The organism is Sphingomonas sp. P4_D12, assembly GCF_056401895.1.
In genome coordinates, this window is the sequence record NZ_JBFUIL010000003.1 from 262058 (window position 1) to 285820 (window position 23763).

Here is a 23763-nt window from a genome sequence, read left to right on the forward strand (position 1 = left end):
TCTCGCGCAGGATCGCGGGACAAGAGCCGCTTGAGATCCCAGCTTTCGCTGGGATGACGGAAGAGGGGTGAATCATGGTGCGTCCCACTGTTGCGGCGCGCTTAACGATACGGTGCATCGGCGGCAAGGTTCGCGGCGATCGCGCGCTCCCAGCGGTCGCCATTGTCGAGCAGCTTGGCCTTGTCGTAGATCAGCTCCTCGCGCGTTTCGGTCGCGAATTCGAAATTCGGACCCTCGACGATGGCATCGACCGGGCAGGCTTCCTGGCACAGGCCGCAATAGATGCACTTGGTCATGTCGATGTCGTAGCGCGTCGTCCGCCTGCTGCCGTCGTCGCGCGGCTCGGCCTCGATCGTGATCGCCAGCGCCGGGCAGATCGCCTCGCACAGCTTGCACGCAATGCAGCGCTCCTCGCCATTGGGATAGCGACGCAGCGCATGCTCCCCACGGAACCGCGGCGAGATCGGGTTCTTCTCGAACGGATAATTGATCGTCGCCTTCGCCTTCCACATGTAGCGGAAGGTCAGGATGTGGGCCTTGACGAATTCCCACAAGGTGAACGACTTGATGATCTGCGCGGGGGTCATTGGGAGTTCCCGTTTACTGCGGCTGGAGCAGGTTTGACCTGACAGCTCCCGCTGGACGTTGGCTTAAATGTGTATGTGCCATCAGCGGCCTGAAGGGCCCACCCAATCCTGATTTTGAAGCCGACTATGTGTTGCGAAACCCGGGAAATCAGCGTTCCCTGCGCGGTGTCGGATTTCATTCCGACAATCCATTCGGGCGCTGGGGACGCTTCGCCCGAAAAAACCATGCTCGCCGGGGGCGCAGACCCTCTTTCAAGGCTCTTCGCAAGATTGTCCGGAATTGACATGGTGAGCGCAGCAAGCTTTCCGGCCGGCGCGGCAACGCCGTCCGGCGATGCATCCAACCAACAGGACAGCACCATCGCTGCTGCGGCTAGCTGCATACTCACAGCCCCACCCTCGACCACATCAGATAGCCCGACACCAGGAACACCCAGAACAGCGACAGCGGCAGGAATATCTTCCAGCCCAGCCGCATCAGCTGGTCGTAACGGTACCTGGGCACCGTCGCCTTCACCCAGCTGAACAGGAAGAAGAAGAACAGGATCTTGGCGAACAGCCAGAGGATCCCCGGTATCGCATACATCCAGCCGACGTTGAGCGGCGGCAGGTAACCGCCCCAGAACAGCACGGCATTGAGCGCGCACATCAGGATCACGTTGGCATATTCGCCGAGCCAGTAGAGCGCGAAGCTCATCGACGAATATTCGGTCTGATAGCCCGCGACGAGTTCGGACTCCGCCTCGGTCAGGTCGAACGGCGCGCGCTGGGTTTCGGCGAGCGACGAGATGAAGAACACGACCGCCATCGGGAACAGCAACGGGTTGATGAAATTGCCGTTGACCCAGCCCCAGGCGAACCCCTTCTGCGCCTCGACGATCGCGGTGAGGTTGAAGCTGTTCGCCCACAACACGACCGAGATCAGCACGAAGCCGATCGAGACTTCGTAGCTCACCATCTGGGCCGCGGCACGAAGCGCCGAATAGAACGGATATTTCGAGTTAGACGCCCAGCCGGCGATGATGATGCCGTAGACGCCGAGGCTCGACGCCGCGAGGACGTAGAGCAGACCGACGTTGATGTTGGCGAGCACCACGCCCGCCTGGAACGGCACCACTGCCCAGACGATCAGCGCCACCGTGAAGGTGATGATCGGCGCGAGCAGGAACAGTCCCTTGTTCGCCGCCGAGGGGATGATCGTTTCCTGCAGGAAGACCTTGAGGCCGTCCGCGAACGATTGCAGCAGGCCGAGCGGACCGACCACGTTCGGGCCGCGACGCAGCGCCATCGCCGCCCAGATCTTGCGATCGGCATAGATGATCATCGCCACCGCCAGCATCAGCGGCAGCGCGATCACCAGGATGTCGATGATCGTGGCGACGAACCAGGCCCAGCCATAGTCCATGCCGAGATAAGTGAACCAGGAGGTCATGCCGTCACCTCGCCCAGATGATCAGCGCAACGAAGGCGACCAGCAAGAGGACCGAGATGATCGCGCACCCGCGGCGCAGCCAACGCGGACGTTCCGGCAGTTCCGCCGACGGCGCAGCGTCCGCCAGAACTTCCAGAATGGGGCCGATTATATCGTGCATCCATCACTCCGCCGCCTCCGCAAAAGCCTCGCCGTGGAGCAGTTCGGACGAGCATCGCTGCATCGTCGGGCTGGCGCGGCAGATCGCGTTGGTCAGGTAGAAGTCCTTGATCGGATAGGTCACCTCACCCGCGCCCTTGGCGTCGAGCGATGGCGGGTTCCAGTCGAAGCTGATGAGACCGGTCTGACCCAGCGCGGGGACATCGAGCGCCATCTGCGCGCGCAATTCCTCGAAAGTGTCGAACGGCAGCGTCTGGCCGAGCTTTTCCGACAAAGCGCGCAGGATCGTCCAATCCTCGCGCGCATCACCCGGCGGAAACACCGCGCGCTCGCCGCGCTGCACGCGGCCTTCGAGATTGACGAACGTGCCGGCCTTTTCGGCATAGCTCGCACCCGGCAGGACGACGTCGGCTGCCGCCGCGCCCTTGTCGCCATGATGGCCGATATACACCTTGAAGCTCTTGGAAAGCTTCGAGAAATCGACCTCGTCCGCACCCAACAGGAAGACCAGTTTGGGATTGGCCGCGACCACGTCCGCGATCCCGCCCTTTTGCGCATAGCCGAGCATCAGCCCGCCCATCCGCGCCGCGGAGAAATGCAGGACGTTGAAGCCGTTCCACCCGTCCTTCACGACGCCAAGCGTCTTGGCGAGCGCCAGCGCCGCGCCATGAGCGCCCTTGAGCGCCGCGCCGCCGACGACGATCATCGGCCGCTGGGCGTCCTTGAACGCATCCGCCGCCGCCTTGGGCAGCTTGCCGAGCAGCGACAGGTCGTTGCCGAGCCACTCGACCTTGTAGGTCAGGTCGGTTTCGGGCCCGATCGCGAAGACCTTGGCGCCCTTCTTGATCGCTTTGCGGATACGCGTGTTCACCAACGGCGCTTCCCACCGCAAATTGGTGCCGACCAGCAGGATCGCGTCGGCCGTCTCGGCGCCGGCGATCGTCGTGTTGAAATTGACCGCGGCCAGGCTCGATACGTCGTAATCCATGCCGGTCTGGCGGCCTTCGAGCAGCGAACCGCCCATCGCCTTGACCAGCGCCTTGGCGGCGAACAGCGTCTCGCAATCGACCAGGTCGCCGGCGATCGCCGCGACGCTTTTACCGGCCTTCACCGCCGCGATCGCCGCGAACGCTTCGTCCCAGGTCGCCGCGACCAATTTGCCGTCCTTGCGGACATACGGCTTGTCGAGACGCTGGCGGACCAGGCCATCGACCGCGTGGCGAGTCTTGTCGGTCGCCCATTCCTCGTTGACGTCGTCATTGACCCGCGGCAGCGCGCGCAGCACCTGGCGCCCGCGGCTGTCGAGGCGGATGTTGGTGCCGACCGCGTCCATCACGTCGATCGACAGCGTCTTCTTGAGCTCCCACGGCCGCGCCTCGAACGCGTACGGCTTCGAGGTCAGCGCGCCGACCGGGCACAAGTCCACGACATTGCCCGACAATTCGCTCGTCACCGCCTGTTCGAGGTACGAGGTGATCTGCATGTCCTCGCCGCGATAGATCGCGCCGATTTCCTCGACGCCGGCGACTTCCTCGGCGAACCGGATGCAGCGGGTGCACTGGATACACCGGGTCATGACCGTCTTGACGATCGGACCCATATACTTCTCGGTCACCGCGCGCTTGTTCTCGGTGTAGCGCGAGTTGCCGCGGCCATAAGCGATCGACTGATCCTGCAGGTCGCACTCGCCGCCCTGATCGCAGATCGGGCAATCGAGCGGATGGTTGATCAGCAGAAATTCCATCACGCCTTCGCGCGCGTTCTTCACCATCGGCGTGTTGGTGAAAATCTCCTGGTTGTCCGCCGCCGGCAGCGCGCACGACGCCTGGGGCTTGGGCGGCCCCGGCTTCACTTCGACCAGGCACATCCGGCAATTGCCGGCGATCGACAGCCGCTCGTGATAACAGAAACGCGGGATTTCCTTGCCAGCCGCCTCGCACGCCTGGAGCACCGTGGCGCCGGCGGGGACTTCGACCTCGATCCCGTCTACTTTGAGTTTAGGCATGAGCGCCGTTTACCTCGACAACAGGTGATAGAGCGGCTCGGCGACGACCAGTCGCAGATCCTGCCGCTTGAGCTTGAGCGTCTGCCCGGCGGGCAGGCACGCCGCCAGATTTCCGGACAGCTCATTGACCGCCGCCGTTTCGCCTGCGCTGCCCCGAGCGGTGCGCGCCAACGCGAGCGCGCCCTGCGGATTGGCGCGTACGATGCAGTCGCCCAGCGTCCGTACACCGACATTGACCGGATCATAATCGACCGACGCCTTGCTGCTCGACGGCAGAGCGAGGCCCCAACCTTCCTGCCCTACGGCCGCGACGATATCGGGACCCTTACGATCGAGCGTGCCGGCCAAGGCGGCCTCGGCGATCTCCGCACGCTCCCGCCAGGAAAAAGTGCCGGTTGCCCGCTGGTTATTGCTGCATCCGCCATAGAAGACGAGCACTTTTTCGATCACTTTCGCCTCGGCAGGCGAGCCCGGAACGGTTTTCAGCAGAACGCGGACGTCCGCCTTGTCGTTGTCGACTACGCATTCGGCGATCTCGGGACCTGAAGGTGTGTCGACAATCGGCTGCGGAGCAATGGCGGCTCCGACCATCAGCGTTGCGAGCAGAACGATCATTCCGCAGCCTCCTGCATCGACGCCAGATCGCCCCCGTTGCGCTCGGCGATACGGCGCTCGAGTTCGGGGCGGAAATGACGGATCAGGCCCTGGATCGGCCAGGCCGCGGCATCGCCGAGCGCGCAGATGGTGTGGCCTTCGACCTGCTTGGTGACGTTGAACAACGTGTCGATCTCGCCGACATCGGCATCGCCGGTCCGCAGCCGCTCCATCACGCGCCACATCCAGCCGGTGCCTTCGCGGCACGGCGTGCATTGGCCGCAGCTCTCATGCTTGTAGAAATAGCTGATGCGGCTGATCGCGCGGACGATGTCGGTCGACTTGTCCATGACGATGACCGCCGCGGTGCCGAGGCCCGAACCCACTGCCTTGAGTCCGTCGAAATCCATCGGGCAGTCCATGATCTGCGCCGCCGGCACCAGCGGCACCGACGATCCGCCCGGGATCACCGCAAGCAGATTGTCCCAGCCGCCGCGAATGCCGCCGCAATGTTCCTCGATCAGCTGGCGGAACGGGATCGACATGGCGTCCTCGACCACGCACGGCTTGTTCACATGGCCGCTGATCTGGAACAGCTTGGTGCCGCGGTTATTCTCGGCGCCGAAGCTCGCGAACCATTCGGGGCCGCGGCGCAGGATGGTCGGCGCCACCGCGATCGATTCGACGTTATTGACCGTGGTTGGGCAGCCATAGAGGCCGGCGCCGGCCGGGAATGGCGGCTTGAGGCGCGGCTGGCCCTTCTTGCCCTCCAGGCTTTCGAGCATCGCGGTCTCTTCGCCACAGATATACGCGCCGGCACCGCGATGGACGAAGACGTCGAAATCATAGCCCGACCCGCAGGCATTCTTGCCGATCAGCCCGGCGTCATAGGCCTCGGCGACGGCAGCGAAGAGCGTCTCCGCCTCGCGGATATATTCGCCGCGGATATAGATGTACGCGGCGCGCGCGCGCATCGCGAAGCCGGCGACCAAAGCGCCCTCGATCAGCTTGTGCGGATCGTGGCGGATGATCTCGCGGTCCTTGCACGAGCCGGGCTCGGATTCGTCGGCATTGATCACCAGGAAGTTGGGACGGTCAGGCCGCGGCTCCTTGGGCATGAAGCCCCATTTGGTGCCGGTCGGGAACCCTGCCCCGCCGCGCCCGCGCAGGCCCGACGCCTTCATCCGGTCGATGATCGTATCGGCGCCGATCTCGAGCAGTTTCTTGGTATTGTCCCAATCGCCACGCGCCTGCGCCGCCTTCAGCCCCCAGGGCTGGAAGCCGTAGACGTTGGTGAAGATGCGATCCTTGTCCGCGAGCATCTATCGCTTCCCCATCGCATTCTGGACGAAATAGAAGATCACCAGCACCGCGCCGACGACGAGCGCGAGCCCGATCAGCGCGAACGCGACGCGCAGCACTAGGCCCAGGATCACCAGCGCGCCGATGATGGCGAAGACGGCGATGATCGGATTGACGTTACCGCGCATCACCAGCTCCCCCGGTAATCGTGGTTCTCGCTGACCATTTCCTTGAGCGTGGTCGGCCCGCCTTCGGGGCAGCTGGCACGGCGGCCGATCTGCGACCCGACCTGCGGCTGTTCGCCCTTGGCCAGCGCCTCGAGCACCGCGATCGTGCGGTCGTAATCGAGGTCCTCGTAATTGTCGTCGTTGATCTGAACCATCGGCGCATTGGCGCAGACGCCCAGGCATTCGACTTCGCTCAAGGTGAACAGGCCGTCGGCGGTGGTCTGACCCTTGGTCATCCCCTTCGCCTTGCACGCCTTGAGCACGTCGTCCGATCCCGCCAGCATGCACGGCGTCGTGCCGCAGACCTGGACGTGATAGCGGCCGACCGGCGCCATGTTGAACATCGTGTAGAAGGTCGCGACCTCGTAGACGCGCATATACGGCACGCCGATCTGCTTGGCGACGAACTCGATTACCGGGACCGGCAGCCAGCCCTGCGTCTTGGTGTCGGCACCGACCTGGCGCTGGGCGAGGTCGAGCAGCGGCAGCGACGCCGATTGCTCGCGGCCCGGCGGATAGCGGCCAATGATTTCCTTCGCCTTGGCGGCATTTTCTGCCGTCCACGCGAAATCACCCCAGCGCGCGCGGGTCTCTGCTTCGTCGGGGATTTGGGGTGCTTCAGCCATTAGAACCGGTTCCCGCGCCAATCGAATGCGCTATAAATATTATCAATGCTACCGCGACGCAGATCACCAATGGCAAAACTCGAAACTTTTCGTCCAAATCTTTCCGGCGCATAGCAAAGGCAAGAATAACGCCAACGACGACGATCGCGATCGGAGCGCCGATGGCAAGCGCGGCCTCTGTCGATTTCGCGGTCTGGGCTTCTATCGCGGCCGACTCTGCGGAAGACAGATTCACCGGTCGCACTCCCCGAACACGATGTCGAGCGCGCCGAGGATCGCGGTGGTGTCGGCGAGCATGTGGCCCTTCGACATGAAGTCCATCGCCTGCAAATGGCTGAACGCGGTGGGGCGGATCTTGCAGCGGTACGGCTTGTTCGATCCGTCGGCGACCAGATAGACGCCGAACTCGCCCTTGGGGCTTTCGGTCGCGACATAGACGTCGCCGGCGGGAACGCGATAGCCTTCGGTGAACAGCTTGAAGTGGTGGATCAGCGCTTCCATCGACTGCTTCATCTCGGCGCGCTTGGGCGGCACCACTTTGCGGTCGTCGCTGGCGATCGGGCCGTTCGGCATTTCGTTGAGGCACTGCTTCATGATCCGCGCCGACTGGCGGACTTCTTCGACGCGCACCATGAAACGGTCGTAGCAGTCGCCGCGCGTGCCGACGGGGACATCGAAGTCCATCTTGGCATAGGCATCATAAGGCTGCGACTTGCGCAGATCCCAGGGAATGCCCGAACCGCGGATCATCGGGCCGGAGAAGCCCCAGCGCACCGCGTCCTCGCGGCTGACCACTGCGATATCGACGTTACGCTGCTTGAAGATACGATTGTCGGCGACCAGACTGATCGCATCCTCGAACAGGCGCGGCAGGCGCGTGTCGAGCCAGTCGGCGATATCGGTGAGCAGCTTGAGCGGCACGTCCTGATGGACGCCGCCGACGCGGAAATAATTGGAGTGCATCCGCGCGCCCGAGGCACGCTCGAAGAAATTGAGGCAATCCTCGCGGATCTCGAACAGCCACAGGTTCGGCGTCATCGCGCCTACATCCATCACATGCGACCCGAGGTTGAGCATGTGATTGGAAATGCGGGTCAATTCGGCGAAGAACACGCGCAGATATTGCGCCCTGATCGGCACTTCGAGATCGAGCAACTTTTCCGCCGCGAGCACGAAACTGTGCTCCATGCACAGCGGCGAGCAATAATCGAGCCGGTCGAAATAGGGCAAAGCCTGGGCGTAGGTCTTGTATTCGATCAGCTTCTCGGTGCCGCGATGGAGCAGCCCGATATGCGGATCGACCCGCTCGATGATCTCGCCATCGAGCTCCATCACCAGGCGCAACACACCGTGCGCCGCCGGGTGCTGCGGCCCGAAATTGATCGTGTAATTCTGGATCGTGACGTCGCCGACGGTCGGATCCTCCGCGTCGGTCACGCCCAGCATCTTGTCGAGCGTATCAGCCACAACAAATCTCCGTCATCCCCGCGAAAGCGGGGACCCAGCTCGCGCGCACAAGGCTTGGCGCAACGGCTGGGAGATGGGTTCCCGCTCTCGCGGGAATGACGATGAGAGAAGCGCCGATCATTTCTTGGGCTCCGGTGTCTTCTTGGCGCGGCTCGGCTTGGCCGGCGCGTCGGCGGTCGGCGCATCGGGCTTCACGCGCGGCTTGGCGGCGACCTTGCGGGCGGTCGGTGCCGAGGCGGCCGCGGGTGCTGCGGCGACATCGGCCGCCTTGGTCCGCGGCTTGCGCGCGGGCTTGGGCTTGGCGTCGGGCTCGGCCTTGCCCGCTCCGGTGTCGGCGGGCGTTTCGGTCGCCTTGGGCGTCGCCGGTGCAGGCGCTGGCGCCGGTGGCGATGGCGGAGGTGGCGCAGCGGCGGCCTTCTCGTCACCCGGCAGGATGTACTCGGCGCCTTCCCACGGGCTCATGAAATCGAACGTGCGGAAATCCTGCGCCAGCTTGACCGGCTCATAGACGACGCGCTTGGACTCTTCCGAATAACGCAGCTCGACATAGCCGGTCAGCGGGAAGTCCTTGCGCTGCGGATGGCCGACAAAGCCGTAATCGGTCAGGATGCGGCGCAGGTCCGGATTGCCCTCGAACAGCACGCCGTACATGTCGTACACTTCGCGCTCGAGCCAACCGGCGACCGGCCAGATTCCCGTCACCGACGGGACCGGCTTGACCTCGTCGGTCTGGACATGGACGCGGATGCGGTGGTTGCGGGTCAGCGAAAGCAGGCAATAGACCACCTCGAACCGGTCGGGCCGGTCGGGATAATCGACCCCGGCGATCTCCATCAGCTGCTGATATTCGAGGCCGGGCGTGTCGCGCAGCAGGGTCATCGTCTCGACTAGGCTGTCGCGATCGACGGTGAACGATACTTCGTACGCGGCTTCGAGGCTCGACAGTATACGGCCGCCGAGCGTTTTCTCGGCCGCGTCGATCACGCCATCATTGGGCGCATAAGCGGGAGCGGAAGACTTCACGTCAGCCCCTCACCGCTCGATCGTGCCGGCGCGGCGGATCTTCCGCTGCAGCTGCATGATGCCGTAGAGCAATGCTTCTGCAGTCGGCGGGCAGCCCGGCACATAGATGTCGACCGGCACGATGCGGTCGCAGCCGCGCACAACGCTGTAGCTGTAATGATAATAGCCGCCGCCATTGGCGCAGCTGCCCATCGAGATGACGTATTTGGGCTCCGACATCTGGTCGTAGACCTTGCGCAGCGCCGGGGCCATCTTGTTGCACAAGGTACCGGCGACGATCATCACATCCGACTGGCGCGGGCTCGCGCGCGGCGCGGCGCCGAAGCGCTCGAGGTCGTAGCGCGGCATGTTGACGTGGATCATCTCGACCGCGCAGCACGCCAGGCCGAACGTCATCCACCACAGCGAGCCGGTGCGCGCCCATTGGAACAGCTCTTCGGCGCCGACGACGAGGAAGCCCTTGTCCTGCAGCTCGCCGTTCAGGCCGTCGAAGAAACCCTGGTCAGGCGGAATGACCGCCTGACCGCTGGTGCTCATCGGCAGCTCGACCGGGCCCGAATGTCCGATAATCGAAGGGGTCATTCCCAATCCAACGCTCCCTTCTTCCAGGCATAGACAAGGCCAAGCGCGAGTTCGGCGATGAAGATCATCATGCTGATCCACGCGGTCCAGCCGAGCGAGAACACGCTCACTGCCCAGGGGTAAATGAACGCCGCTTCCAGATCGAACACGATGAACAAGATGGCGATCAGGTAGAACCGGACGTCGAACTGGCTGCGCGGGTCCTCGAACGCGGGGAAGCCGCATTCATACTCGCTGAGCTTTTCCGGATTCGGCTGGTGCGTGCCGGTAAAACGGGACGCGATCATCGGCAGGAACACGAACGCGCTGGACAGCGCGATCGCGACGCCGAGGAACAGCAGGATCGGCAGATATTGTGACAGATCGACCACTATTGTCTCTCGCAGGTGCGAAACGTTGCGGCGTCTCTAGGACGGCACCTAGAGTCGGGCAAGGCCTCGAACCCGTGAGAATGATTCGCAATTAGCGGGAGATTAGGCGGCGGCGGCGACGCTGTCGGCCGCGGCGAGCTCGTAACGGTTTCGTCCGGCCATTTTTGCGCGATACAGTGCGGCGTCGGCGGCGATGGTCAGTTCGTGGATTGAGCGGCCGGGCGCCGGATGGATCGCCGCGACGCCAAGGCTGATCGTGACCTTTTCGGGCAGCGCGAAGCCGGGATCGTCGCTGCACGTCGCGACCATCACGCGGACGCGTTCGGCGATCGAAGCGGCACCGGCGCGATCGACCCCAGGCAGGATCAGCATGAATTCCTCGCCGCCATGGCGCGCGGCGAGGTCGATCGGGCCGCGAAGGCCCGCCTGGAGCATCTCGGCAACCGCCTTCAGGCAGCGATCGCCTTCGCTATGGCCGTGCGCGTCGTTGAAGCACTTGAAGTGATCGACGTCGATCGCGACGACCGCCAGCGGCCCGCCGGACCGCAGCGCCCGCTCCCATTCGTCGGCGAGCCGGCTGTCGCGCTGACGGCGATTGGCCAGACCGGTCAGTGGATCGGTGCGGCTGACGCGTTCGAGCGCGTCGCACGCCTGTTCGAGCGCCTTGCCGCGCGCGCCGAGCGATTCGACCAGCGCCTGGTTGGCGGCTGCTAGGCGATGCGCGTGGAGTACTTGTCCCGCGAGCCGGCGGCTGACGCTGAGCAGCACGACCGTCATCACCGTGGCGGCGCCGGCCAGCGGCCAATGGCCGGGCCGATCGCCGGCGACGAATCCCAGCGCCGCGGCGACCATCACCGGTATCTCGAATGCGGCGTACATCGGCCAATAAGCGACATGCGCGATCGACAGCGTCAGGCCGCTCAGCGCAACGCAAACCGCGAACATGACCTCACTATCGGTGCCGGTCGCGACGATCAGTCCCAGCGCGCCACCCCATAGCAGTCCCGATGCCGCGGAGAACACGGTGAGCGACCTCGCCCAGTGCCGACTGGGGACATTGGCAAAACGACCCGATTTATAGGCCATGGTCGCGACGGTTCGCGCCCCGATGACGATCACGCTGGCGAGCACCCAGATCAGCAGCCAAATCGTATTGCCCTGCTGCCAGAAAAGGCCGGCCATCATCGTCGAGCCGAGCAGGTCCATGCCGATCATCGCCACCGCAATCGAATAGATCGCCTCGATCCGCGTCTTCAGGAATACGTCATCCCTGGACGTCGAAGAGGGCGTCGAAACCATGCGCTCGCATAGTCCCGCTGTCGTTAAGGTCAGGTTATGTAATTTGCCGAGATACTCATAATGGAACCGAAACAATCGGTGCGAGCAGTGACCGGCGCGGCTGCCGCGAACAGCAGGATCGCCGGCCAGCGCATCAGCGCAAGGCGCCGGCGACCAGCTTGTGCAGTTTGGAATGAAGCACGTCATTGCCGGCGAGGAACTCGTTGCGCTCCATCGTGCGGTCGCCACCGCGGAAATCGGTGACGAAGCCGCCGGCTTCCTTGACCAGCAACACACCCGCCGCGACGTCCCAGGGCTGCAGGTCGGATTCCCAGAACCCGTCGAACCGTCCTGCCGCGACCCAGGCGAGATCTAGCGCGGCCGAGCCGAGCCGGCGGATGCCGGCAACTTCGGGCGCCACCGCGCCGAAGATGCGGCTCCACTGCGCGAAATTGCCATGGCCCAGGAATGGGATGCCGGTCGCGATCAGCGCGTCGGGCAGATCGCGTCGCGACGAGACGCGCAACCGGGCATCCTGCAGCCAGGCGCCCTTGCCCTTTTCCGCCCAGAAGCTCTCGTCGGTCAGCGGCTGATAGACCAGAGCGGTCGTGATCTCACGCTTGCCGTTCGCCATCGGCTCCTCGACCGCGATCGAGATCGCGAAATGCGGGATGCCGTGGAGGAAGTTCGAGGTGCCGTCGAGTGGATCGATGATGAAGCGCGGCTTGTTCGGATCGCCGGCGATCTCGCCGCCTTCCTCGGCCAGGATCGACCAGTCAGGCCGCGCCCTGCGCAGTTCCTCGACCAATGTCTCCTCGGCGCGCTTGTCGGCCATCGACACGAAATCGGCCGGCCCCTTGCGGCTGACCTGGAGGTGCTGGACCTCGTTGAAGTCGCGACGCAGGCGCGGCGCCGCCTTGCGCGCGGCGCGCTCGATGACGGTGAAAATGCCGGAATGGGAAGGCAATCTATCGCTCCAAAATCACCCCTCTCCCGCGTGCGGGAGAGGGAGGGGCCCGCCGCCGAAGGCGGTGGGAGGGTGAGGGTCTTCTTTCTTCGACGTCAGGACTGAAGAAGGAAGAAGACCCTCACCCAAACCCTCTCCCGCACGCGGGAGAGGGCTTCAAATCAGTCCGCCCTGCGGACGTAGGTCTGCTCATACACATCGACAACTATCCGGGTTCCCGCGGCAATATGCGGCGGGACCATGATGCGGACGCCATTGTCGAGGATTGCCGGCTTGTAGCTCGACGATGCGGTCTGGCCCTTCACCACCGCATCGGCCTCGACAATCGTCGCCTCGATCGTGTCGGGCAGCTGGACGCTGATCGGATCGTCGTCGTGAAGTTCCATCACCACGTCCATGCCGTCCTGCAGGAACGCGGCGGCGTCGCCCAGCAGGTCGCGCGGCAAGGTGGTTTGCTCGTACGTGTCCTTGTCCATGAACACCAGGCTATCGCCCTCGGCGAACAGGAACTGGAAGTCCTTGGTGTCGAGGCGGACGCGCTCGACGGTCTCGGCCGAGCGGAAGCGGACATTGTTCTTGCGGCCATCGCGCAGGTTCTTCAGCTCGACCTGCATATACGCCCCACCCTTGCCGGGCTGGGTGTGCTGAATCTTGACGGCGCGCCAGATGCCGCCTTCATATTCGATGATATTGCCGGGACGAATGTCCACGCCACTGATCTTCATGCGATGTACCTGCTGGAAAGAGCGAAACCGCGCCTTTAGCCAGCCGGCCCCGATCCGGCAAGCACCGCGCCGAATGTGCGCACCGCCGCCGCCTCGTCATCGCCCCACACCGCGCTCGATACCGCGAGGAAATCGGCGCCCGCCGTCACCAATGGCGCCGCATTTGCCGGCGTGATCCCGCCGATCGCGACGCAGGGCAATTCGAACAGGGCCGACCACCAGCTGAGGATCACCGGTTCGGGCCGATGCTTCACGTCCTTGGTCGGGGTCGGATAGAAGGCACCGAACGCGACATAGTCCGCACCAGCATCCCCCGCTTCCATCGCCAAATGCCGGCTGTCGTGACACGTCACGCCGATCTGAACGTCGGGCCCGAGCACCAACCGCGCCTCGCGCGGATCGCCATCTTCCTGGCCGAGATGGACGCCGTCGGCGCCGAGCCGTTTCGCCAGCGAGACGCTGTCATTGACGATGAACGCAACCTCGCGATCGGCGCAAATACGCTGGAGCGGCTCGGCCAGCCGGGCGGCCTCGTGCTGGTCGACGTCTTTCACGCGAAACTGGAACGCCGCCACCGGCCCGGCATCAAGCGCGCGCGCCAGGCGGTCCGGAAAAGCGCCGCCGACGTCGAGCGGCGAAATCAGATAGAGCTGGCAAGGCGGCCGTCGCACATCACGTTTGAACGAGGTCGCGAAATTCGGATCGAGCGGGCCGAGCGGGTCTTCAGTGTCCATCCGCCGCCCCTAAGCCGTGTCCTTCCGACCGGCAACCACTCCCCTTCTCAGTTTCAATCGACCACCGCGATCAGGAAGCCGTCCCATTTCTTGATGCCGACCGTCTGCACCGCGGTCGCGGTCAGTCGCGGTTCGCGACCGACCTCCTCGAACAGTCTGCGCGTTCCCTGGATGCGCTCGTCGCCGCTCGCCGCATCGAGCACCCCGCCCTCGCGGATCACGTTGTCGACCACGATCGTGGTGCCGGGGCGCGACATGGCGAGCGCGGCGCGGACATAAGCGGGGTTGTTCTGCTTGTCGGCATCGATGAACACGAAATCGAACGGAGCCTCGTTGGCCGCGATCATCGCCTGGAGCGAGTCGAGCGCCGGACCGGTGCGGATATCGACACGGTCGCCGAGCCCAGCTTTGGCAACGTTATTGCGCGCAACGTCCGCATGATGCGGATCGATCTCCAGCGAGATCAGCTTGCCGTCGGCGGGCAGCGCGCGCGCCAGCTCGATGGTCGAATAGCCGCCGAGCGTGCCGATTTCGAGAATGCGCCGCGCGCCCGCCATCCGCGCGAACAGATGGAGCATCCGGCCCTGCGCGGGCGACACATCGATGTCCGGCAATCCGCCGGCAGCATTGGCCGCGAGCGCCGCCGAAAGCGCGGGGTCGTCGCCGAGCAGACGATCCGCGATAAAGGCGTCGACGGCGCTCCAGCCCGGATTTTGCTCTCCGACTCGCTCGACCATGGCAATCCTCCCGACTGAGGCGGCGCTTGCCGCGCAGCGCCCTTTTCTCCCTCGGCCATGCTGCGTCAATGCGACAATAGTGAAGTCGTGACTTGACTAATTATCGGCAGGCGAATATTGAAGCCACGACTTCACTAAAGGAGCGAGTTATGCCGGACGGACATGTCACTCACGCCACCTTCACGATCGAGCGCAGCTACAAGGCGGACCCCGCCAGGGTGTTCGAAGCGCTCAGCAAACCCGCCATCAAGCGCCAATGGTATGCGGCGAACGATCAATCCGAACTCGTCGCCTTCGAGAGCGACTTCCGCCCCGGCGGGTCGCAACATCTCGGCTACAGATTTGGCGACAACAGCCCCTTTCCCGGCGTGTCGCTAACCGACGACAGTATTTTCCAGGCGATCGTCCAGGGCAGCCGGATCGTTACGACCGGCATGATGGCGATCGGCGGGGCGCCGATGTCGGTGTCGCTGACGACGTTCGAGCTCATCCCCAATGGCGAGGGCACCGATCTGGTCTGCACCAATCAGGTAGCCTTCTTCGAAAATGCCGACGGCCCGGTGATGCGCGAGCATGGCTGGCGCGTCCTGCTCGACAAATTGGGCGAGGTGATCGAAGGCTGAGCGGGTGACGCCCGATCTCGACCGATTGTTCCAGGCTCTGGGGGACCCGACCCGCCGCGCGATCGTCGATCGCCTGGCGGAAGGGCCGGCATCGGTCTCTCGGCTCGCCGAGCCATTGAGCGTCACGGTAACCGCGATCGCCCAGCATTTGCAGGTGCTCGAGCAATGCGGCGTGGTGCGCACCGAAAAGGTCGGGCGCGTGCGGACGGCATCTTTGGTGCCGGACGGCCTGACGCCGGTCGAACGCTGGGCGCGCGAGCGGCGGTCGATGCTCGAAAAACGGCTCGATCGTCTCGCCGAGATCCTCGGCGAAGGCGATTAGGCCGCGACTTTGTCGACCGATGCGTCGTAAATCTCGTCGATCGCCTCGGCCAGCGCGCGGTCGAATTCCTCGTCGCTCATCTGGTGACGCAAATCCTCGAGCAGCGCGCGGCTGAAGCTCGCGATAATGCCCCGATTCTTCGCCAGCTCGGCGCAGGCATCGGTCCGGTTATACCCGCCCGACAGCGCGACAACGTGCAGCACCCGCTGATGCTCGACCAACGGCAGGAACAGGCCGGGTTCGGCGGGCAGCGACAGCTTGAGCATTACCTTGTCGTCGCCCGGCATGGCGTCGAGCGCCTTGAGAATCTCCTCGAGCAGGATCGCATCGGCCTCCGCACGCTCCGGGCTCTTGATGTTCACCTCGGGCTCGATGATCGGCATCAGGCCGTGGCTCAGCACTTGCCGCGCGATCTCGAACTGCTGTGCGACGATCGCGGCAATGCCTTCGCGGTTGGCGAGATTGACGACCGACCGCTCCTTGGTCCCGAACATGCCGAGCCCGCGCGCACGCTCGAGCAAAGCGTCAAGCCCCGGCATCGGCTTCATCAGCTGGACGCCATTGACCTCCGCCTCCAGGCCCTTGTCGATCTTGATGAACGGCACGACGCCAATATCGTGGAGCGCCTGGGGCACCGGCTTGCCATTGGCCTGGCCATCCATGGTGCGCTCGAACAGGATCGCGGCGATCACCTTTCCGCTGGCAAAGGCCGGCGCGGTGATGATCCGCACGCGCATCTGGTGGATCAGATCGAACATCTCTTCATCGCTCGACCACGCGCCTTCCTCGATGCCATAGCCTTTGAGCGCCTTGGGGGTCGACCCGCCGCTCTGGTCGAGCGCGGCGATGAAGCCGTGTCCGGTGGCAATCTTGGCGGTCATTTCAGCGGTCTGCATGGTCGTTTCCCGTCTGTGCATACGTATGTGTGGCGGCTGTTAGACAGCGTCCGGCGGCTCCGCAATGGGCCGATGATCGCTGTAACCGGTTAGATGCCTTCCACCCGTCCAAAGCCGTCCTGATGCGCCCAAACAATGTCTCCTTTTTGGAGCTTTCGCCCAATTGACCTGCTGCGGCGGCGCGCTCACGTTGGTATCGGGTCGACAAGGGGGTAGTTATGGGGCGGATCGCAAGCACAGCGAGGATGATCGTCACGGCGGCGGCGCTCGCCACTGCGACAATCGGCATGCCGGTTGCCGCGGGCGAAAAAATGAAGGTCGGCGAGCCCGCGCCCGATTTCACGCTTACCTTGATCGACGGGACCAAGGTCACGCGCGACGAGCTCCGCGGGAAGGTCGTCGTGCTCAATTTCTGGGCGACGTGGTGCGTGCCGTGCCGCACCGAATTGCCGACACTTGATGCTTATTACAACCAGCGCAAGGAGGCGGGGCTCCGCGTATTCGCGGTGACGACCGAGGATTCGCTACCCGCCTATCAGCTCAAGCAGTTGTTCTCGGTTATGCACATCCAGCCGGTCCGCAAGGTCAAGGGACCGTATGACGTGATAGGCAACGGCGTCCCGACCAATATCGTGATCGGGCGCGACGGCCGCGTGCGCTACGCCAAGGCCGGCGCTTTCGATCTCGATATGCTGAACCAACTCCTCGTGCCGCTGCTGCGCGAGCCTGCGCCCACGACCTAACATGCGCCTGTTCCGGCAGATATCCACGCTGTTCACGGCCGCCGCGCTGGCGACGCCTGCGATCGCCGGAGCACCCGGCTTGCCCGGCGCGATGACGCTGACCGGTGGGCAGCGCTTGACGCTCGGCGACCTGCGTGGGCGCGTCGTTGTGATCAATTATTGGGCGAGCTGGTGCGTGCCCTGCCGGACTGAGATCCCTCTCCTCGCCCGCTATTATCGCCAGCATCTGTCGCAGGGCCTGGTCGTGATAGGCATTTCGGTCGATCCAGGCGCCAACGGCAAGGGTCAGGCGACGGCGACTTCGATCCCCTACCCCCAGGCGACCTGGGTCGCGGGCGCCGACATCGCGGTTTCGGCGGTGCCGATGAGCTATGTGATCGATCGCCACGGCCGCGTCCGCTATGAGAAAGCCGCCGCCTTCACCGCGCGGAGCCTGGACGCCGTCGTCAACCCGCTACTTGTCGAGCGTTAGGAGCTTAACGCCTTAACACCCGGAAGTTCCTTGCCTTCCATCCATTCGAGGAAGGCCCCGCCCGCGGTCGACACAAAGGTCATGTCGCCGGCGACACCCGCCTGGTTGAGCGCGGCGACGGTATCGCCGCCGCCGGCTACCGACACCAGCGAGCCTTCACGCGTCAGCGCCGCTACCGTCTTCGCCAGCGTCATCGTCGCCACGTCGAATGGAGGTGTTTCGAACGCGCCGAGCGGGCCGTTCCACACCAGCGTGCGGCAATTCTTGAGTACATCGCCCAGCGCCTCGGTCGCCGCCGGACCGATGTCGAGAATCATCTCGTCGCTCGCGACTTCATGGACGTTGACCGTGCGCGTTTCAGGGTTCGGCCTGAACTCCTTCGCGACCACCACGTCATAGGGCAGATGGATCGTGCAACCGGCGGTCTCAGCCGCGTCGAAAATCTCTTCCGCCGTGCCAGTCAGATCATGCTCGGCCAGGCTCTTGCCGACATCGACGCCGCGCGCGGCGAGAAACGTATTGGCCATGCCGCCGCCGATGATCAGATGATCGACTTTGGTGACCAGATGCTTGAGCACGTCGAGCTTGCTCGAAACCTTGGCCCCGCCGACCACGGCTGCGACCGGATGCTCGGGATCGCCCAGTGCCTTGTCGAGCGCGTCGAGCTCGGCTTCCATCTGTCGGCCCGCGAATGACGGCAACCGGTGCGCCAGCCCTTCGGTCGAGGCGTGCGCGCGGTGTGCGGCGGAGAAGGCGTCGTTGACGTAATAATCGCCGAGCGCGGCCAGCCGCTCGATCGTCTCGGGCGCGTTCTTTTCCTCGCCTGGATCGAAGCGCGTATTCTCGAGGATCGCAACATCGCCGTCTTTGAGCGTCGCGATCGCCTCGGCCGCGCCCTCGTCGTCGATGAAGCGCACCGGCCGGCCGAGCACTTGCTCGAACGGGCGGGTGACGAGCGCCAGACTCATCCCGGGATTACGCTGGCCCTTGGGCCGCCCGAAATGCGCGAGGATCAGGACCTTGGCGCCCCTGTCGGCAAGTTCGGCAACGGTCGGTACCGCGGCGCGCAGCCGGGTATCGTCTGTGACCTGGCCATCGGCCATCGGCACGTTGAGATCCTCACGGACCAGCACGCGCTTGCCCGCGATGTCGCCCATGTCGTCAAGCGTCTTGAAATTGCGCGCCATGTCCGAGTTCCTGTCGAAACTCCCCTCCCGCTTGCGGGAGGGGTTGGGGGAGGGTCTGTCAACGTCTGCCGTGGGAAGGAACACGCCCTCCCCTAGCCCCTCCCGCAAGCGGGAGGGGGATAAGTCAGATCAACCCCGCCATCACCTTGGCGGTGTCGACCATGCGGTTCGAGAAGCCCCATTCATTGTCGTACCAGCTGAGGACGCGAACCAGCTTGCCTTCGAGCACCGTGGTTTCGAGGCTGTCGACGGTCGACGAAGCGGGCGAGCCCATCAGGTCGATCGATACGAGCGGCTCGTCGGTGTAATCGAGCACGCCCTTGAGCTTGCCTTCCGACGCGGCCTTGAGCGCGGCGTTGATCTCTTCCTTGGTCACGTCGCGCTTGGGCGTGAAGGTCAGGTCGATCAGCGACACGTCGGGAACGGGTACGCGGATCGCCGAGCCGTCGAGCTTGCCCTTCAATTCGGGCAGCACCTCAGCGACCGCGCGGGCGGCGCCCGTGGTGGTCGGGATCATCGACATCGCCGCCGCCCGGGCGCGGCGCAGATCGGAATGGATCTGGTCGAGGATCTTCTGGTCGTTGGTATACGCATGGACCGTGGTCATCAGGCCGCGCTCGATGCCGAATTCGTCGTTGAGCACCTTTGCGACCGGCGCGAGGCAATTGGTCGTGCACGACGCGTTCGACACGATATTGTGGTCGGCGGTCAGCTTGTCGTGATTGACGCCATAGACGACGGTCAGGTCGACATTCTTGCCGGGAGCCGAGATCAGCACCTTCTTGGCGCCGGCATCGATATGCTTCTGGCAAGCGTCACGATCGGTGAAGAAGCCGGTGCATTCGAGCACCAGGTCGACGCCCAATTCCTTGTGCGGCAGGTTCGCCGGATCGCGTTCGGCGGTGACGCGGATATGCTTGCCGTCGATCACCATGTCCTGCCCTTCGGCATGGACCTCGCCCGGCCACTTTCCGTGCACCGAGTCGCGCTTGAACAGCCAGGCATTGGCCTTGGCATCACCGAGATCGTTGATCGCCACCAGGTCGAGCCCGGTATCGCCTTGCGCGAGCATCGCACGCGCTACCAGACGTCCAATCCGTCCGAACCCGTTGATCGCAACCTTCACCGCCATGTCGTTTCGCTCCTTGAGCTGCTGATGCCGGCACGCGCGAATGGGGCCGGTCGGTCGCGGCTGCCTTTGGGGATGCCGGGGCGGCGCGTCAACCGTCAGGGCCGCGTATTTGCTCCCGGATCGGCCGCAATGGCGCCGATCACAACGTCATCGACTAGCTCGTCGCGGTGCGACGCATTGGCTTGAGGCGATCGCTGGCGGCGAGCCCGAGCCCTTTGCGCGGCGAAACGATCTTGTCGCGCCCCCCCGCCGTGCTATCTCCCCCCGATGGCAGACGCTTCCCCGACCGATCGGATCGACGCCGCGCTCGCCCGCATCGAACGCGCCGTCGCGGCGCGCGACAGGAGCGCGCAGGACCTGAAGACACGACACGAATCGCTGCGCGCCCGCGTCGGCGAAGCGATCGCCGCGCTCGATGCGCTGGGCGCGCGAAATGGCTGAGGTCACGCTGACGATCGGCGACCGCCGCCACAACGTCGCTTGCCGCGATGGCGAGGAAGCCCAGCTTCGTCGATTGGGAGAAATGCTTGACCAGCGCTGGGCGATGGCCAACCGCGCCTCGGGCGGTCTCAACGCCGAACGCACCATGCTGCTGATCGCGCTGATGCTCGCCGACAGCCTCGATCAGGCGGAAAACCGCCCCTCGGTCGATGGCGGCCCGAGTCCCGCTTTTCTCAACCGCCTCGCCGATCGTCTGGAAGCGCTTGCCGAGACCCTTGAGAAACCGGCACCGAGCGCCTAGATTCATGCGTGGCGGGTACTGCCCGATACGAGCCTTTATTATCCCTGAGGCTATTCATCATCCATGGGGGCTGTCCCTGTCCGGATCCTGGTCCGACGCATATGGCCCCCACCTGACGTACCGTGCGTCAGAGGATAACCCGGCAAACGGTCTACGGTGGTCCCGCCACTCCATCGGATCATGACAATCAGCAACAAACAGGCATTGCGGGCCCGACTCCGTGCCGCGCGCGACGCCTTTGTCGCGGGCAAGCCCTCGCCGATCGCGGTGCCCGACGCCTTCCGCGCCCGGCTTGACCGCGGGCTGACCGTTACCTCCTATGTCCCGATCGGCAGCGAAGCCGATCCCTCGCCTCTCGCGCGCGCCGCGGTCGAAGCGGGATGCGTGCTTGCCTTGCCCCATGTCACGGTGCGCAGCGAACCGATGCGCTTCCTGGCCTGGGAAACCGAGGCGGCGCTGGAGACCGGCCCGTTCGGCCTCAGCCAGCCCTCGACGCTCGCCGCCGAATTGCGTCCCGACATCATCCTGACTCCGATGCTCGCATTCGACGCGAAGCTCGATCGACTGGGTCAGGGAGCAGGCTATTATGACGGAGCGTTCGCGCGCTTTCCCGACGCCTGGCGCATCGGCGTCGCGTGGAGCGTCCAATTGGTAGAGGATTTGCCGGTCGATCCGTGGGATATGGCGCTCCACGCCGTCGTCACCGAACAGGGATGGATTACACGATGAACCCGCCGCCGTCACCGCGCTGGCAAAAGCCGGTGGGCATGCTCGCCATCCTGGCGCTGATCGCGATCTGGTGCATCGCGGTGGTGAGCCTATCGCCCTGGGTCGGACGCTGGCCGGCGGTCGCGCAATTGCTGTTTTACGTGGTCACCGGAATCGTGTGGCTATGGCTGCTGCCGATGCGCCGCATGCTGCGTTGGATGGAAACCGGAGTGTGGAAGTAGCGCCGTATTCGCGCTATGTTTCCCGTCATGAACGTGGAACGCGATCTCTTTGAGATGAGCCCCGAAGCCGAAGCGGCCGCTGACGCAAAGGCGTTGGCCGATATCGCGGCGGGCAAGGGCGTTCCGCACGAGAAGGTCGTTGCCTGGCTCAAGACCTGGGGTACACCCCAGGAGGGACCGCCGCCCGCCGAATGGTTCGAATAATCTGGCTCGAGGATGCGGTCGTCTCGCTAGAGGCGATCCGCGGATATCTTCGTCAGTTCAATCCGGAGGCTGCTGATCGCTTCGTTCAGCGACTGATAGATGCCGGCAACAGTCTTGCCGACTTCCCAAATCGCGGACGTCTCACCGACGACGGCTTCCGCGAACTCGTTTCTACCCCACCCTACGTGCTGCGCTATTGGGTAGCAGACGATGTCGTCTACATAGTGCGCATCAAACATGGACGGCAGCAGCGCTGAGCCATTTCGGTTCACCGAAAATGGCGCGAGTGACGGGGCTCGAACCCGCGACCTCCGGCGTGACAGGCCGGCGCTCTAACCAACTGAGCTACACCCGCTTGGAAGCGTGAGGCGCGGCCACTAAGCGAGCGGCCCCCCAGTGTCAACAGCGGTCAAATCAGTTTTGTCGCACGCCCCAGCGGCCGCGCTTGCGCTCGCTGACCAAGGTACCGTGCTCGAACAGGAAACCGGCGATGTCGGGCTTGCCCGCTGCCCCGATCACGGTCTGCATGATGATCAAGAGCGGCACCGCGAGCAACGCGCCCGGTGTTCCCCATACCCAGCTCCAGAAGCTCAGCGAGATCAGGATCAGCACTGGGCTGATCGTCAGGCGATGGCCGACGATGAACGGCGTCACCGCATTAGCCTCGAGCAAGTGACAGCCGATCATGATGCCCGCCGGCATCAGCGCCACCCAGATGTCGGGAAAGGTCATCAACCCGCCGACCGCGAGCAGCAACGCTGCGACGATCGGCCCGAAATAGGGAATGTAGTTGAGCAAGGTGACGATGCCACCCCACATCAGCGGATAGGGCATGCCGATCAGCCACAAGGCGCCCGACACGATCAGCCCGAGCACGATGTTGATCGCGGTGATCGTGCCGAGATAGGCGGAGACGTCGTCGACCACGTCCTGGATAACGCGCGCGGTCGCCATCGCTCCGCCGAAGCTCGCGCGGCTGGTGATCGTCCGGCGCCGTGTCCGCGTCCAGCCGGCGAGAAAGAAGAACACCACCAGCACGCCGAAGAATATCTGTACCAACGCGGTCGGCGCCGACGTGGCGATGAGGTCGAGCAGCGAACTCGGCGGCGACACCGAGGTCGTGGCGCGGACCTTGGGAATGGTGGCGATATGCGCCGCCGCCTTGTTGATGTATTTTTCTAGGCTCGCATAGAGATCGAGCACCGGCGCCAGATTGGCCTGGATCCGGTCGATCCGCTCGGGTAGCCGGCGGAAGAACTCGATCGCCGGGACGACGATCGCGGCCAGCGCCACGTTCGCCGCGGCCAGGAACGTCAGCACGCAGATCAGCGCCGCGAGCCAGGACGGCAGCCGCCGCCGCTCGAGCCATTCGAGCACCGGGATGAGCGCGATCGAGATGACTAAAGCGATCGTGATCGGCAGGAAGAATTCGGCGCCGGCCTTGAGCGCGAACGGCAGGCCGATCACCAGTCCGACACCGGCGATCAGCGTCAGCGCAGCGAGCAGGCGATCGCGCCTGGGGTCGATTACCGGCGGCGGACTATCGTCGGTCGACCCCGGCGTCTCGCGCGCGCTCGGCGCAACGGCAGCGGCGCCCCCAACCGTCGCCGACAAACTCGCCCCCGTGCCGCTCTCGCCATTACTCATAGCGCTTCCGTAGCGCCATTGGCGGGCAA

At 64.4% G+C, this 23763-nt stretch carries 32 protein-coding genes and 1 tRNA gene; 10 read left to right on the forward strand and 23 right to left on the reverse strand.

The annotated features are described in order from the left end of the window. Positions 1 to 101: 101 nt before the first annotated feature. The 18 genes from nuoI to AC1DSD_RS07265 form a co-directional block, all read right to left on the reverse strand. Positions 102 to 587 (reverse strand): NADH-quinone oxidoreductase subunit NuoI, encoded by a 486-nt coding sequence (gene nuoI, locus AC1DSD_RS07180; protein WP_478029252.1) that lies wholly within the window; start codon positions 585 to 587, stop codon positions 102 to 104. Positions 588 to 972: 385 nt separating this feature from the next. Continuing rightward, positions 973 to 2019 carry an NADH-quinone oxidoreductase subunit NuoH gene (nuoH, locus tag AC1DSD_RS07185; RefSeq protein WP_478029253.1) on the reverse strand — a complete coding sequence of 349 codons (1047 nt, stop codon included), beginning with the start codon at positions 2017 to 2019 and terminating at the stop codon, positions 973 to 975. A 4-nt stretch (positions 2020 to 2023) separates the two neighbouring features. Then, positions 2024 to 2179, reverse strand: a complete 156-nt coding sequence (locus AC1DSD_RS07190) for a hypothetical protein (protein WP_478029254.1) — start codon at positions 2177 to 2179, stop codon at positions 2024 to 2026. A gap of 3 nt (positions 2180 to 2182) precedes the next feature. Next, positions 2183 to 4183 (reverse strand): NADH-quinone oxidoreductase subunit NuoG, encoded by a 2001-nt coding sequence (nuoG, locus tag AC1DSD_RS07195; RefSeq protein ID WP_478029255.1) that lies wholly within the window; start codon positions 4181 to 4183, stop codon positions 2183 to 2185. Between the two features lie 9 nt (positions 4184 to 4192). Further along, positions 4193 to 4798 (reverse strand): hypothetical protein, encoded by a 606-nt coding sequence (locus AC1DSD_RS07200; protein ID WP_478029256.1) that lies wholly within the window; start codon positions 4796 to 4798, stop codon positions 4193 to 4195. Then, positions 4795 to 6099: an NADH-quinone oxidoreductase subunit NuoF gene (gene nuoF / locus AC1DSD_RS07205; RefSeq protein WP_478029257.1), complete on the reverse strand. Its 1305-nt coding sequence runs from the start codon at positions 6097 to 6099 to the stop codon at positions 4795 to 4797. The genes AC1DSD_RS07200 and nuoF overlap by 4 nt, the downstream gene beginning before the upstream one ends. Then, the gene (locus tag AC1DSD_RS07210; protein WP_296611198.1) at positions 6100 to 6267 is read right to left on the reverse strand and encodes a hypothetical protein; all 168 of its coding nucleotides are present in this window, start codon (positions 6265 to 6267) and stop codon (positions 6100 to 6102) included. It abuts the gene before it with no gap. Continuing rightward, positions 6267 to 6932, reverse strand: coding sequence for a complex I 24 kDa subunit family protein (locus AC1DSD_RS07215; RefSeq protein WP_478029258.1), 666 nt, complete (start codon positions 6930 to 6932; stop codon positions 6267 to 6269). Before AC1DSD_RS07215 ends, AC1DSD_RS07210 begins: the two co-directional genes overlap by 1 nt. Then, positions 6925 to 7167: a hypothetical protein gene (locus AC1DSD_RS07220; RefSeq protein ID WP_478029259.1), complete on the reverse strand. Its 243-nt coding sequence runs from the start codon at positions 7165 to 7167 to the stop codon at positions 6925 to 6927. The genes AC1DSD_RS07215 and AC1DSD_RS07220 overlap by 8 nt, the downstream gene beginning before the upstream one ends. Continuing rightward, entirely contained in the window at positions 7164 to 8399 is a 1236-nt protein-coding gene (locus tag AC1DSD_RS07225; protein WP_478029260.1) for an NADH-quinone oxidoreductase subunit D, read from the reverse strand. Before AC1DSD_RS07225 ends, AC1DSD_RS07220 begins: the two co-directional genes overlap by 4 nt. Before the next feature lie 117 nt (positions 8400 to 8516). Beyond that, a complete protein-coding gene (locus tag AC1DSD_RS07230; RefSeq protein ID WP_478029261.1) occupies positions 8517 to 9422 on the reverse strand; it encodes an NADH-quinone oxidoreductase subunit C in 906 nt (301 codons plus the stop codon). 9 nt (positions 9423 to 9431) lie between these two features. Further along, positions 9432 to 9959 carry a NuoB/complex I 20 kDa subunit family protein gene (locus AC1DSD_RS07235; protein ID WP_478029531.1) on the reverse strand — a complete coding sequence of 176 codons (528 nt, stop codon included), beginning with the start codon at positions 9957 to 9959 and terminating at the stop codon, positions 9432 to 9434. A gap of 41 nt (positions 9960 to 10000) precedes the next feature. Continuing rightward, positions 10001 to 10375: an NADH-quinone oxidoreductase subunit A gene (locus AC1DSD_RS07240; RefSeq protein ID WP_066804807.1), complete on the reverse strand. Its 375-nt coding sequence runs from the start codon at positions 10373 to 10375 to the stop codon at positions 10001 to 10003. Positions 10376 to 10477: 102 nt separating this feature from the next. Continuing rightward, positions 10478 to 11674 carry a GGDEF domain-containing protein gene (locus tag AC1DSD_RS07245; RefSeq protein WP_478029262.1) on the reverse strand — a complete coding sequence of 399 codons (1197 nt, stop codon included), beginning with the start codon at positions 11672 to 11674 and terminating at the stop codon, positions 10478 to 10480. A gap of 133 nt (positions 11675 to 11807) precedes the next feature. Continuing rightward, positions 11808 to 12620, reverse strand: a complete 813-nt coding sequence (locus AC1DSD_RS07250) for an inositol monophosphatase family protein (RefSeq protein WP_478029263.1) — start codon at positions 12618 to 12620, stop codon at positions 11808 to 11810. Between the two features lie 161 nt (positions 12621 to 12781). Beyond that, a complete protein-coding gene (efp, locus tag AC1DSD_RS07255; protein WP_478029264.1) occupies positions 12782 to 13345 on the reverse strand; it encodes an elongation factor P in 564 nt (187 codons plus the stop codon). Positions 13346 to 13380: 35 nt separating this feature from the next. Further along, positions 13381 to 14079, reverse strand: a complete 699-nt coding sequence (gene thiE, locus AC1DSD_RS07260; protein WP_478029265.1) for a thiamine phosphate synthase — start codon at positions 14077 to 14079, stop codon at positions 13381 to 13383. Between the two features lie 53 nt (positions 14080 to 14132). Beyond that, the gene (locus AC1DSD_RS07265) at positions 14133 to 14816 is read right to left on the reverse strand and encodes an O-methyltransferase (protein ID WP_478029266.1); all 684 of its coding nucleotides are present in this window, start codon (positions 14814 to 14816) and stop codon (positions 14133 to 14135) included. 149 nt (positions 14817 to 14965) lie between these two features. Between AC1DSD_RS07265 and AC1DSD_RS07270 the strand changes: the two genes are divergently transcribed. Together AC1DSD_RS07270 and AC1DSD_RS07275 are read left to right on the forward strand one after the other, a co-directional pair. Further along, a complete protein-coding gene (locus AC1DSD_RS07270; protein ID WP_478029267.1) occupies positions 14966 to 15439 on the forward strand; it encodes an SRPBCC domain-containing protein in 474 nt (157 codons plus the stop codon). A 4-nt stretch (positions 15440 to 15443) separates the two neighbouring features. Then, positions 15444 to 15761 (forward strand): ArsR/SmtB family transcription factor, encoded by a 318-nt coding sequence (locus AC1DSD_RS07275; protein ID WP_478029268.1) that lies wholly within the window; start codon positions 15444 to 15446, stop codon positions 15759 to 15761. Here the strand turns inward: AC1DSD_RS07275 and AC1DSD_RS07280 are convergent. Next, the gene (locus AC1DSD_RS07280) at positions 15758 to 16657 is read right to left on the reverse strand and encodes a fructose bisphosphate aldolase (RefSeq protein ID WP_478029269.1); all 900 of its coding nucleotides are present in this window, start codon (positions 16655 to 16657) and stop codon (positions 15758 to 15760) included. The two genes, AC1DSD_RS07275 and AC1DSD_RS07280, sit on opposite strands and share 4 nt — an antisense overlap. 218 nt (positions 16658 to 16875) lie before the next feature. Here AC1DSD_RS07280 and AC1DSD_RS07285 point away from each other — a divergent pair, with 218 nt between their 5' ends. Continuing rightward, positions 16876 to 17400 carry a TlpA family protein disulfide reductase gene (locus AC1DSD_RS07285; RefSeq protein ID WP_478029270.1) on the forward strand — a complete coding sequence of 175 codons (525 nt, stop codon included), beginning with the start codon at positions 16876 to 16878 and terminating at the stop codon, positions 17398 to 17400. A gap of 1 nt (position 17401) precedes the next feature. Beyond that, positions 17402 to 17872, forward strand: coding sequence for a TlpA disulfide reductase family protein (locus tag AC1DSD_RS07290; RefSeq protein WP_478029271.1), 471 nt, complete (start codon positions 17402 to 17404; stop codon positions 17870 to 17872). On the opposite strand, the gene AC1DSD_RS07295 is transcribed toward AC1DSD_RS07290, so the two are convergent. Then, positions 17869 to 19059 carry a phosphoglycerate kinase gene (locus AC1DSD_RS07295; protein WP_478029272.1) on the reverse strand — a complete coding sequence of 397 codons (1191 nt, stop codon included), beginning with the start codon at positions 19057 to 19059 and terminating at the stop codon, positions 17869 to 17871. The two genes, AC1DSD_RS07290 and AC1DSD_RS07295, sit on opposite strands and share 4 nt — an antisense overlap. 124 nt (positions 19060 to 19183) lie before the next feature. Beyond that, complete coding sequence (gap, locus tag AC1DSD_RS07300; protein ID WP_478029273.1) at positions 19184 to 20191, reverse strand: type I glyceraldehyde-3-phosphate dehydrogenase; 1008 nt, start codon at positions 20189 to 20191, stop codon at positions 19184 to 19186. Positions 20192 to 20458: 267 nt separating this feature from the next. Here gap and AC1DSD_RS07305 point away from each other — a divergent pair, with 267 nt between their 5' ends. The 6 genes from AC1DSD_RS07305 to AC1DSD_RS07330 all read left to right on the forward strand — a co-directional run bounded on the left by AC1DSD_RS07305 (position 20459) and on the right by AC1DSD_RS07330 (position 22344). After that, positions 20459 to 20632, forward strand: coding sequence for a hypothetical protein (locus tag AC1DSD_RS07305; RefSeq protein ID WP_169804179.1), 174 nt, complete (start codon positions 20459 to 20461; stop codon positions 20630 to 20632). After that, a complete protein-coding gene (locus tag AC1DSD_RS07310) occupies positions 20625 to 20933 on the forward strand; it encodes a cell division protein ZapA (RefSeq protein WP_478029274.1) in 309 nt (102 codons plus the stop codon). The genes AC1DSD_RS07305 and AC1DSD_RS07310 overlap by 8 nt, the downstream gene beginning before the upstream one ends. 180 nt (positions 20934 to 21113) lie before the next feature. Next, a complete protein-coding gene (locus tag AC1DSD_RS07315) occupies positions 21114 to 21662 on the forward strand; it encodes a 5-formyltetrahydrofolate cyclo-ligase (protein WP_478029275.1) in 549 nt (182 codons plus the stop codon). Continuing rightward, the gene (locus AC1DSD_RS07320; protein ID WP_478029276.1) at positions 21659 to 21883 is read left to right on the forward strand and encodes a DUF2842 domain-containing protein; all 225 of its coding nucleotides are present in this window, start codon (positions 21659 to 21661) and stop codon (positions 21881 to 21883) included. The genes AC1DSD_RS07315 and AC1DSD_RS07320 overlap by 4 nt, the downstream gene beginning before the upstream one ends. 27 nt (positions 21884 to 21910) lie before the next feature. After that, complete coding sequence (locus AC1DSD_RS07325; RefSeq protein ID WP_478029277.1) at positions 21911 to 22087, forward strand: antitoxin; 177 nt, start codon at positions 21911 to 21913, stop codon at positions 22085 to 22087. Further along, positions 22075 to 22344: a type II toxin-antitoxin system RelE/ParE family toxin gene (locus AC1DSD_RS07330; RefSeq protein ID WP_478029278.1), complete on the forward strand. Its 270-nt coding sequence runs from the start codon at positions 22075 to 22077 to the stop codon at positions 22342 to 22344. Before AC1DSD_RS07325 ends, AC1DSD_RS07330 begins: the two co-directional genes overlap by 13 nt. Before the next feature lie 21 nt (positions 22345 to 22365). Here AC1DSD_RS07330 and AC1DSD_RS07335 read toward each other — a convergent pair. Continuing rightward, positions 22366 to 22442 (reverse strand) — tRNA-Asp (locus tag AC1DSD_RS07335). 59 nt (positions 22443 to 22501) lie between these two features. Further along, positions 22502 to 23734, reverse strand: coding sequence for an AI-2E family transporter (locus tag AC1DSD_RS07340; RefSeq protein WP_478029279.1), 1233 nt, complete (start codon positions 23732 to 23734; stop codon positions 22502 to 22504). Positions 23735 to 23763: the final 29 nt, after the last annotated feature.

Coding starts and splice junctions, on each gene's coding strand:
- nuoI (WP_478029252.1), bottom strand. CDS start 587: ATGACCCCCGCGCAGATCATCAAGTCGTTCACCTTGTGGGAATTCGTC.
- nuoH (WP_478029253.1), bottom strand. CDS start 2,019: ATGACCTCCTGGTTCACTTATCTCGGCATGGACTATGGCTGGGCCTGG.
- AC1DSD_RS07190 (WP_478029254.1), bottom strand. CDS start 2,179: ATGCACGATATAATCGGCCCCATTCTGGAAGTTCTGGCGGACGCTGCG.
- nuoG (WP_478029255.1), bottom strand. CDS start 4,183: ATGCCTAAACTCAAAGTAGACGGGATCGAGGTCGAAGTCCCCGCCGGC.
- AC1DSD_RS07200 (WP_478029256.1), bottom strand. CDS start 4,798: ATGATCGTTCTGCTCGCAACGCTGATGGTCGGAGCCGCCATTGCTCCG.
- nuoF (WP_478029257.1), bottom strand. CDS start 6,099: ATGCTCGCGGACAAGGATCGCATCTTCACCAACGTCTACGGCTTCCAG.
- AC1DSD_RS07210 (WP_296611198.1), bottom strand. CDS start 6,267: ATGCGCGGTAACGTCAATCCGATCATCGCCGTCTTCGCCATCATCGGC.
- AC1DSD_RS07215 (WP_478029258.1), bottom strand. CDS start 6,932: ATGGCTGAAGCACCCCAAATCCCCGACGAAGCAGAGACCCGCGCGCGC.
- AC1DSD_RS07235 (WP_478029531.1), bottom strand. CDS start 9,959: ATGAGCACCAGCGGTCAGGCGGTCATTCCGCCTGACCAGGGTTTCTTC.
- AC1DSD_RS07245 (WP_478029262.1), bottom strand. CDS start 11,674: ATGGTTTCGACGCCCTCTTCGACGTCCAGGGATGACGTATTCCTGAAG.
- efp (WP_478029264.1), bottom strand. CDS start 13,345: ATGAAGATCAGTGGCGTGGACATTCGTCCCGGCAATATCATCGAATAT.
- thiE (WP_478029265.1), bottom strand. CDS start 14,079: ATGGACACTGAAGACCCGCTCGGCCCGCTCGATCCGAATTTCGCGACC.
- AC1DSD_RS07265 (WP_478029266.1), bottom strand. CDS start 14,816: ATGGTCGAGCGAGTCGGAGAGCAAAATCCGGGCTGGAGCGCCGTCGAC.
- AC1DSD_RS07270 (WP_478029267.1), top strand. CDS start 14,966: ATGCCGGACGGACATGTCACTCACGCCACCTTCACGATCGAGCGCAGC.
- AC1DSD_RS07280 (WP_478029269.1), bottom strand. CDS start 16,657: ATGCAGACCGCTGAAATGACCGCCAAGATTGCCACCGGACACGGCTTC.
- AC1DSD_RS07285 (WP_478029270.1), top strand. CDS start 16,876: ATGGGGCGGATCGCAAGCACAGCGAGGATGATCGTCACGGCGGCGGCG.
- AC1DSD_RS07290 (WP_478029271.1), top strand. CDS start 17,402: ATGCGCCTGTTCCGGCAGATATCCACGCTGTTCACGGCCGCCGCGCTG.
- AC1DSD_RS07295 (WP_478029272.1), bottom strand. CDS start 19,059: ATGGCGCGCAATTTCAAGACGCTTGACGACATGGGCGACATCGCGGGC.
- gap (WP_478029273.1), bottom strand. CDS start 20,191: ATGGCGGTGAAGGTTGCGATCAACGGGTTCGGACGGATTGGACGTCTG.
- AC1DSD_RS07305 (WP_169804179.1), top strand. CDS start 20,459: ATGGCAGACGCTTCCCCGACCGATCGGATCGACGCCGCGCTCGCCCGC.
- AC1DSD_RS07310 (WP_478029274.1), top strand. CDS start 20,625: ATGGCTGAGGTCACGCTGACGATCGGCGACCGCCGCCACAACGTCGCT.
- AC1DSD_RS07315 (WP_478029275.1), top strand. CDS start 21,114: ATGACAATCAGCAACAAACAGGCATTGCGGGCCCGACTCCGTGCCGCG.
- AC1DSD_RS07320 (WP_478029276.1), top strand. CDS start 21,659: ATGAACCCGCCGCCGTCACCGCGCTGGCAAAAGCCGGTGGGCATGCTC.
- AC1DSD_RS07325 (WP_478029277.1), top strand. CDS start 21,911: ATGAACGTGGAACGCGATCTCTTTGAGATGAGCCCCGAAGCCGAAGCG.
- AC1DSD_RS07330 (WP_478029278.1), top strand. CDS start 22,075: ATGGTTCGAATAATCTGGCTCGAGGATGCGGTCGTCTCGCTAGAGGCG.
- AC1DSD_RS07340 (WP_478029279.1), bottom strand. CDS start 23,734: ATGAGTAATGGCGAGAGCGGCACGGGGGCGAGTTTGTCGGCGACGGTT.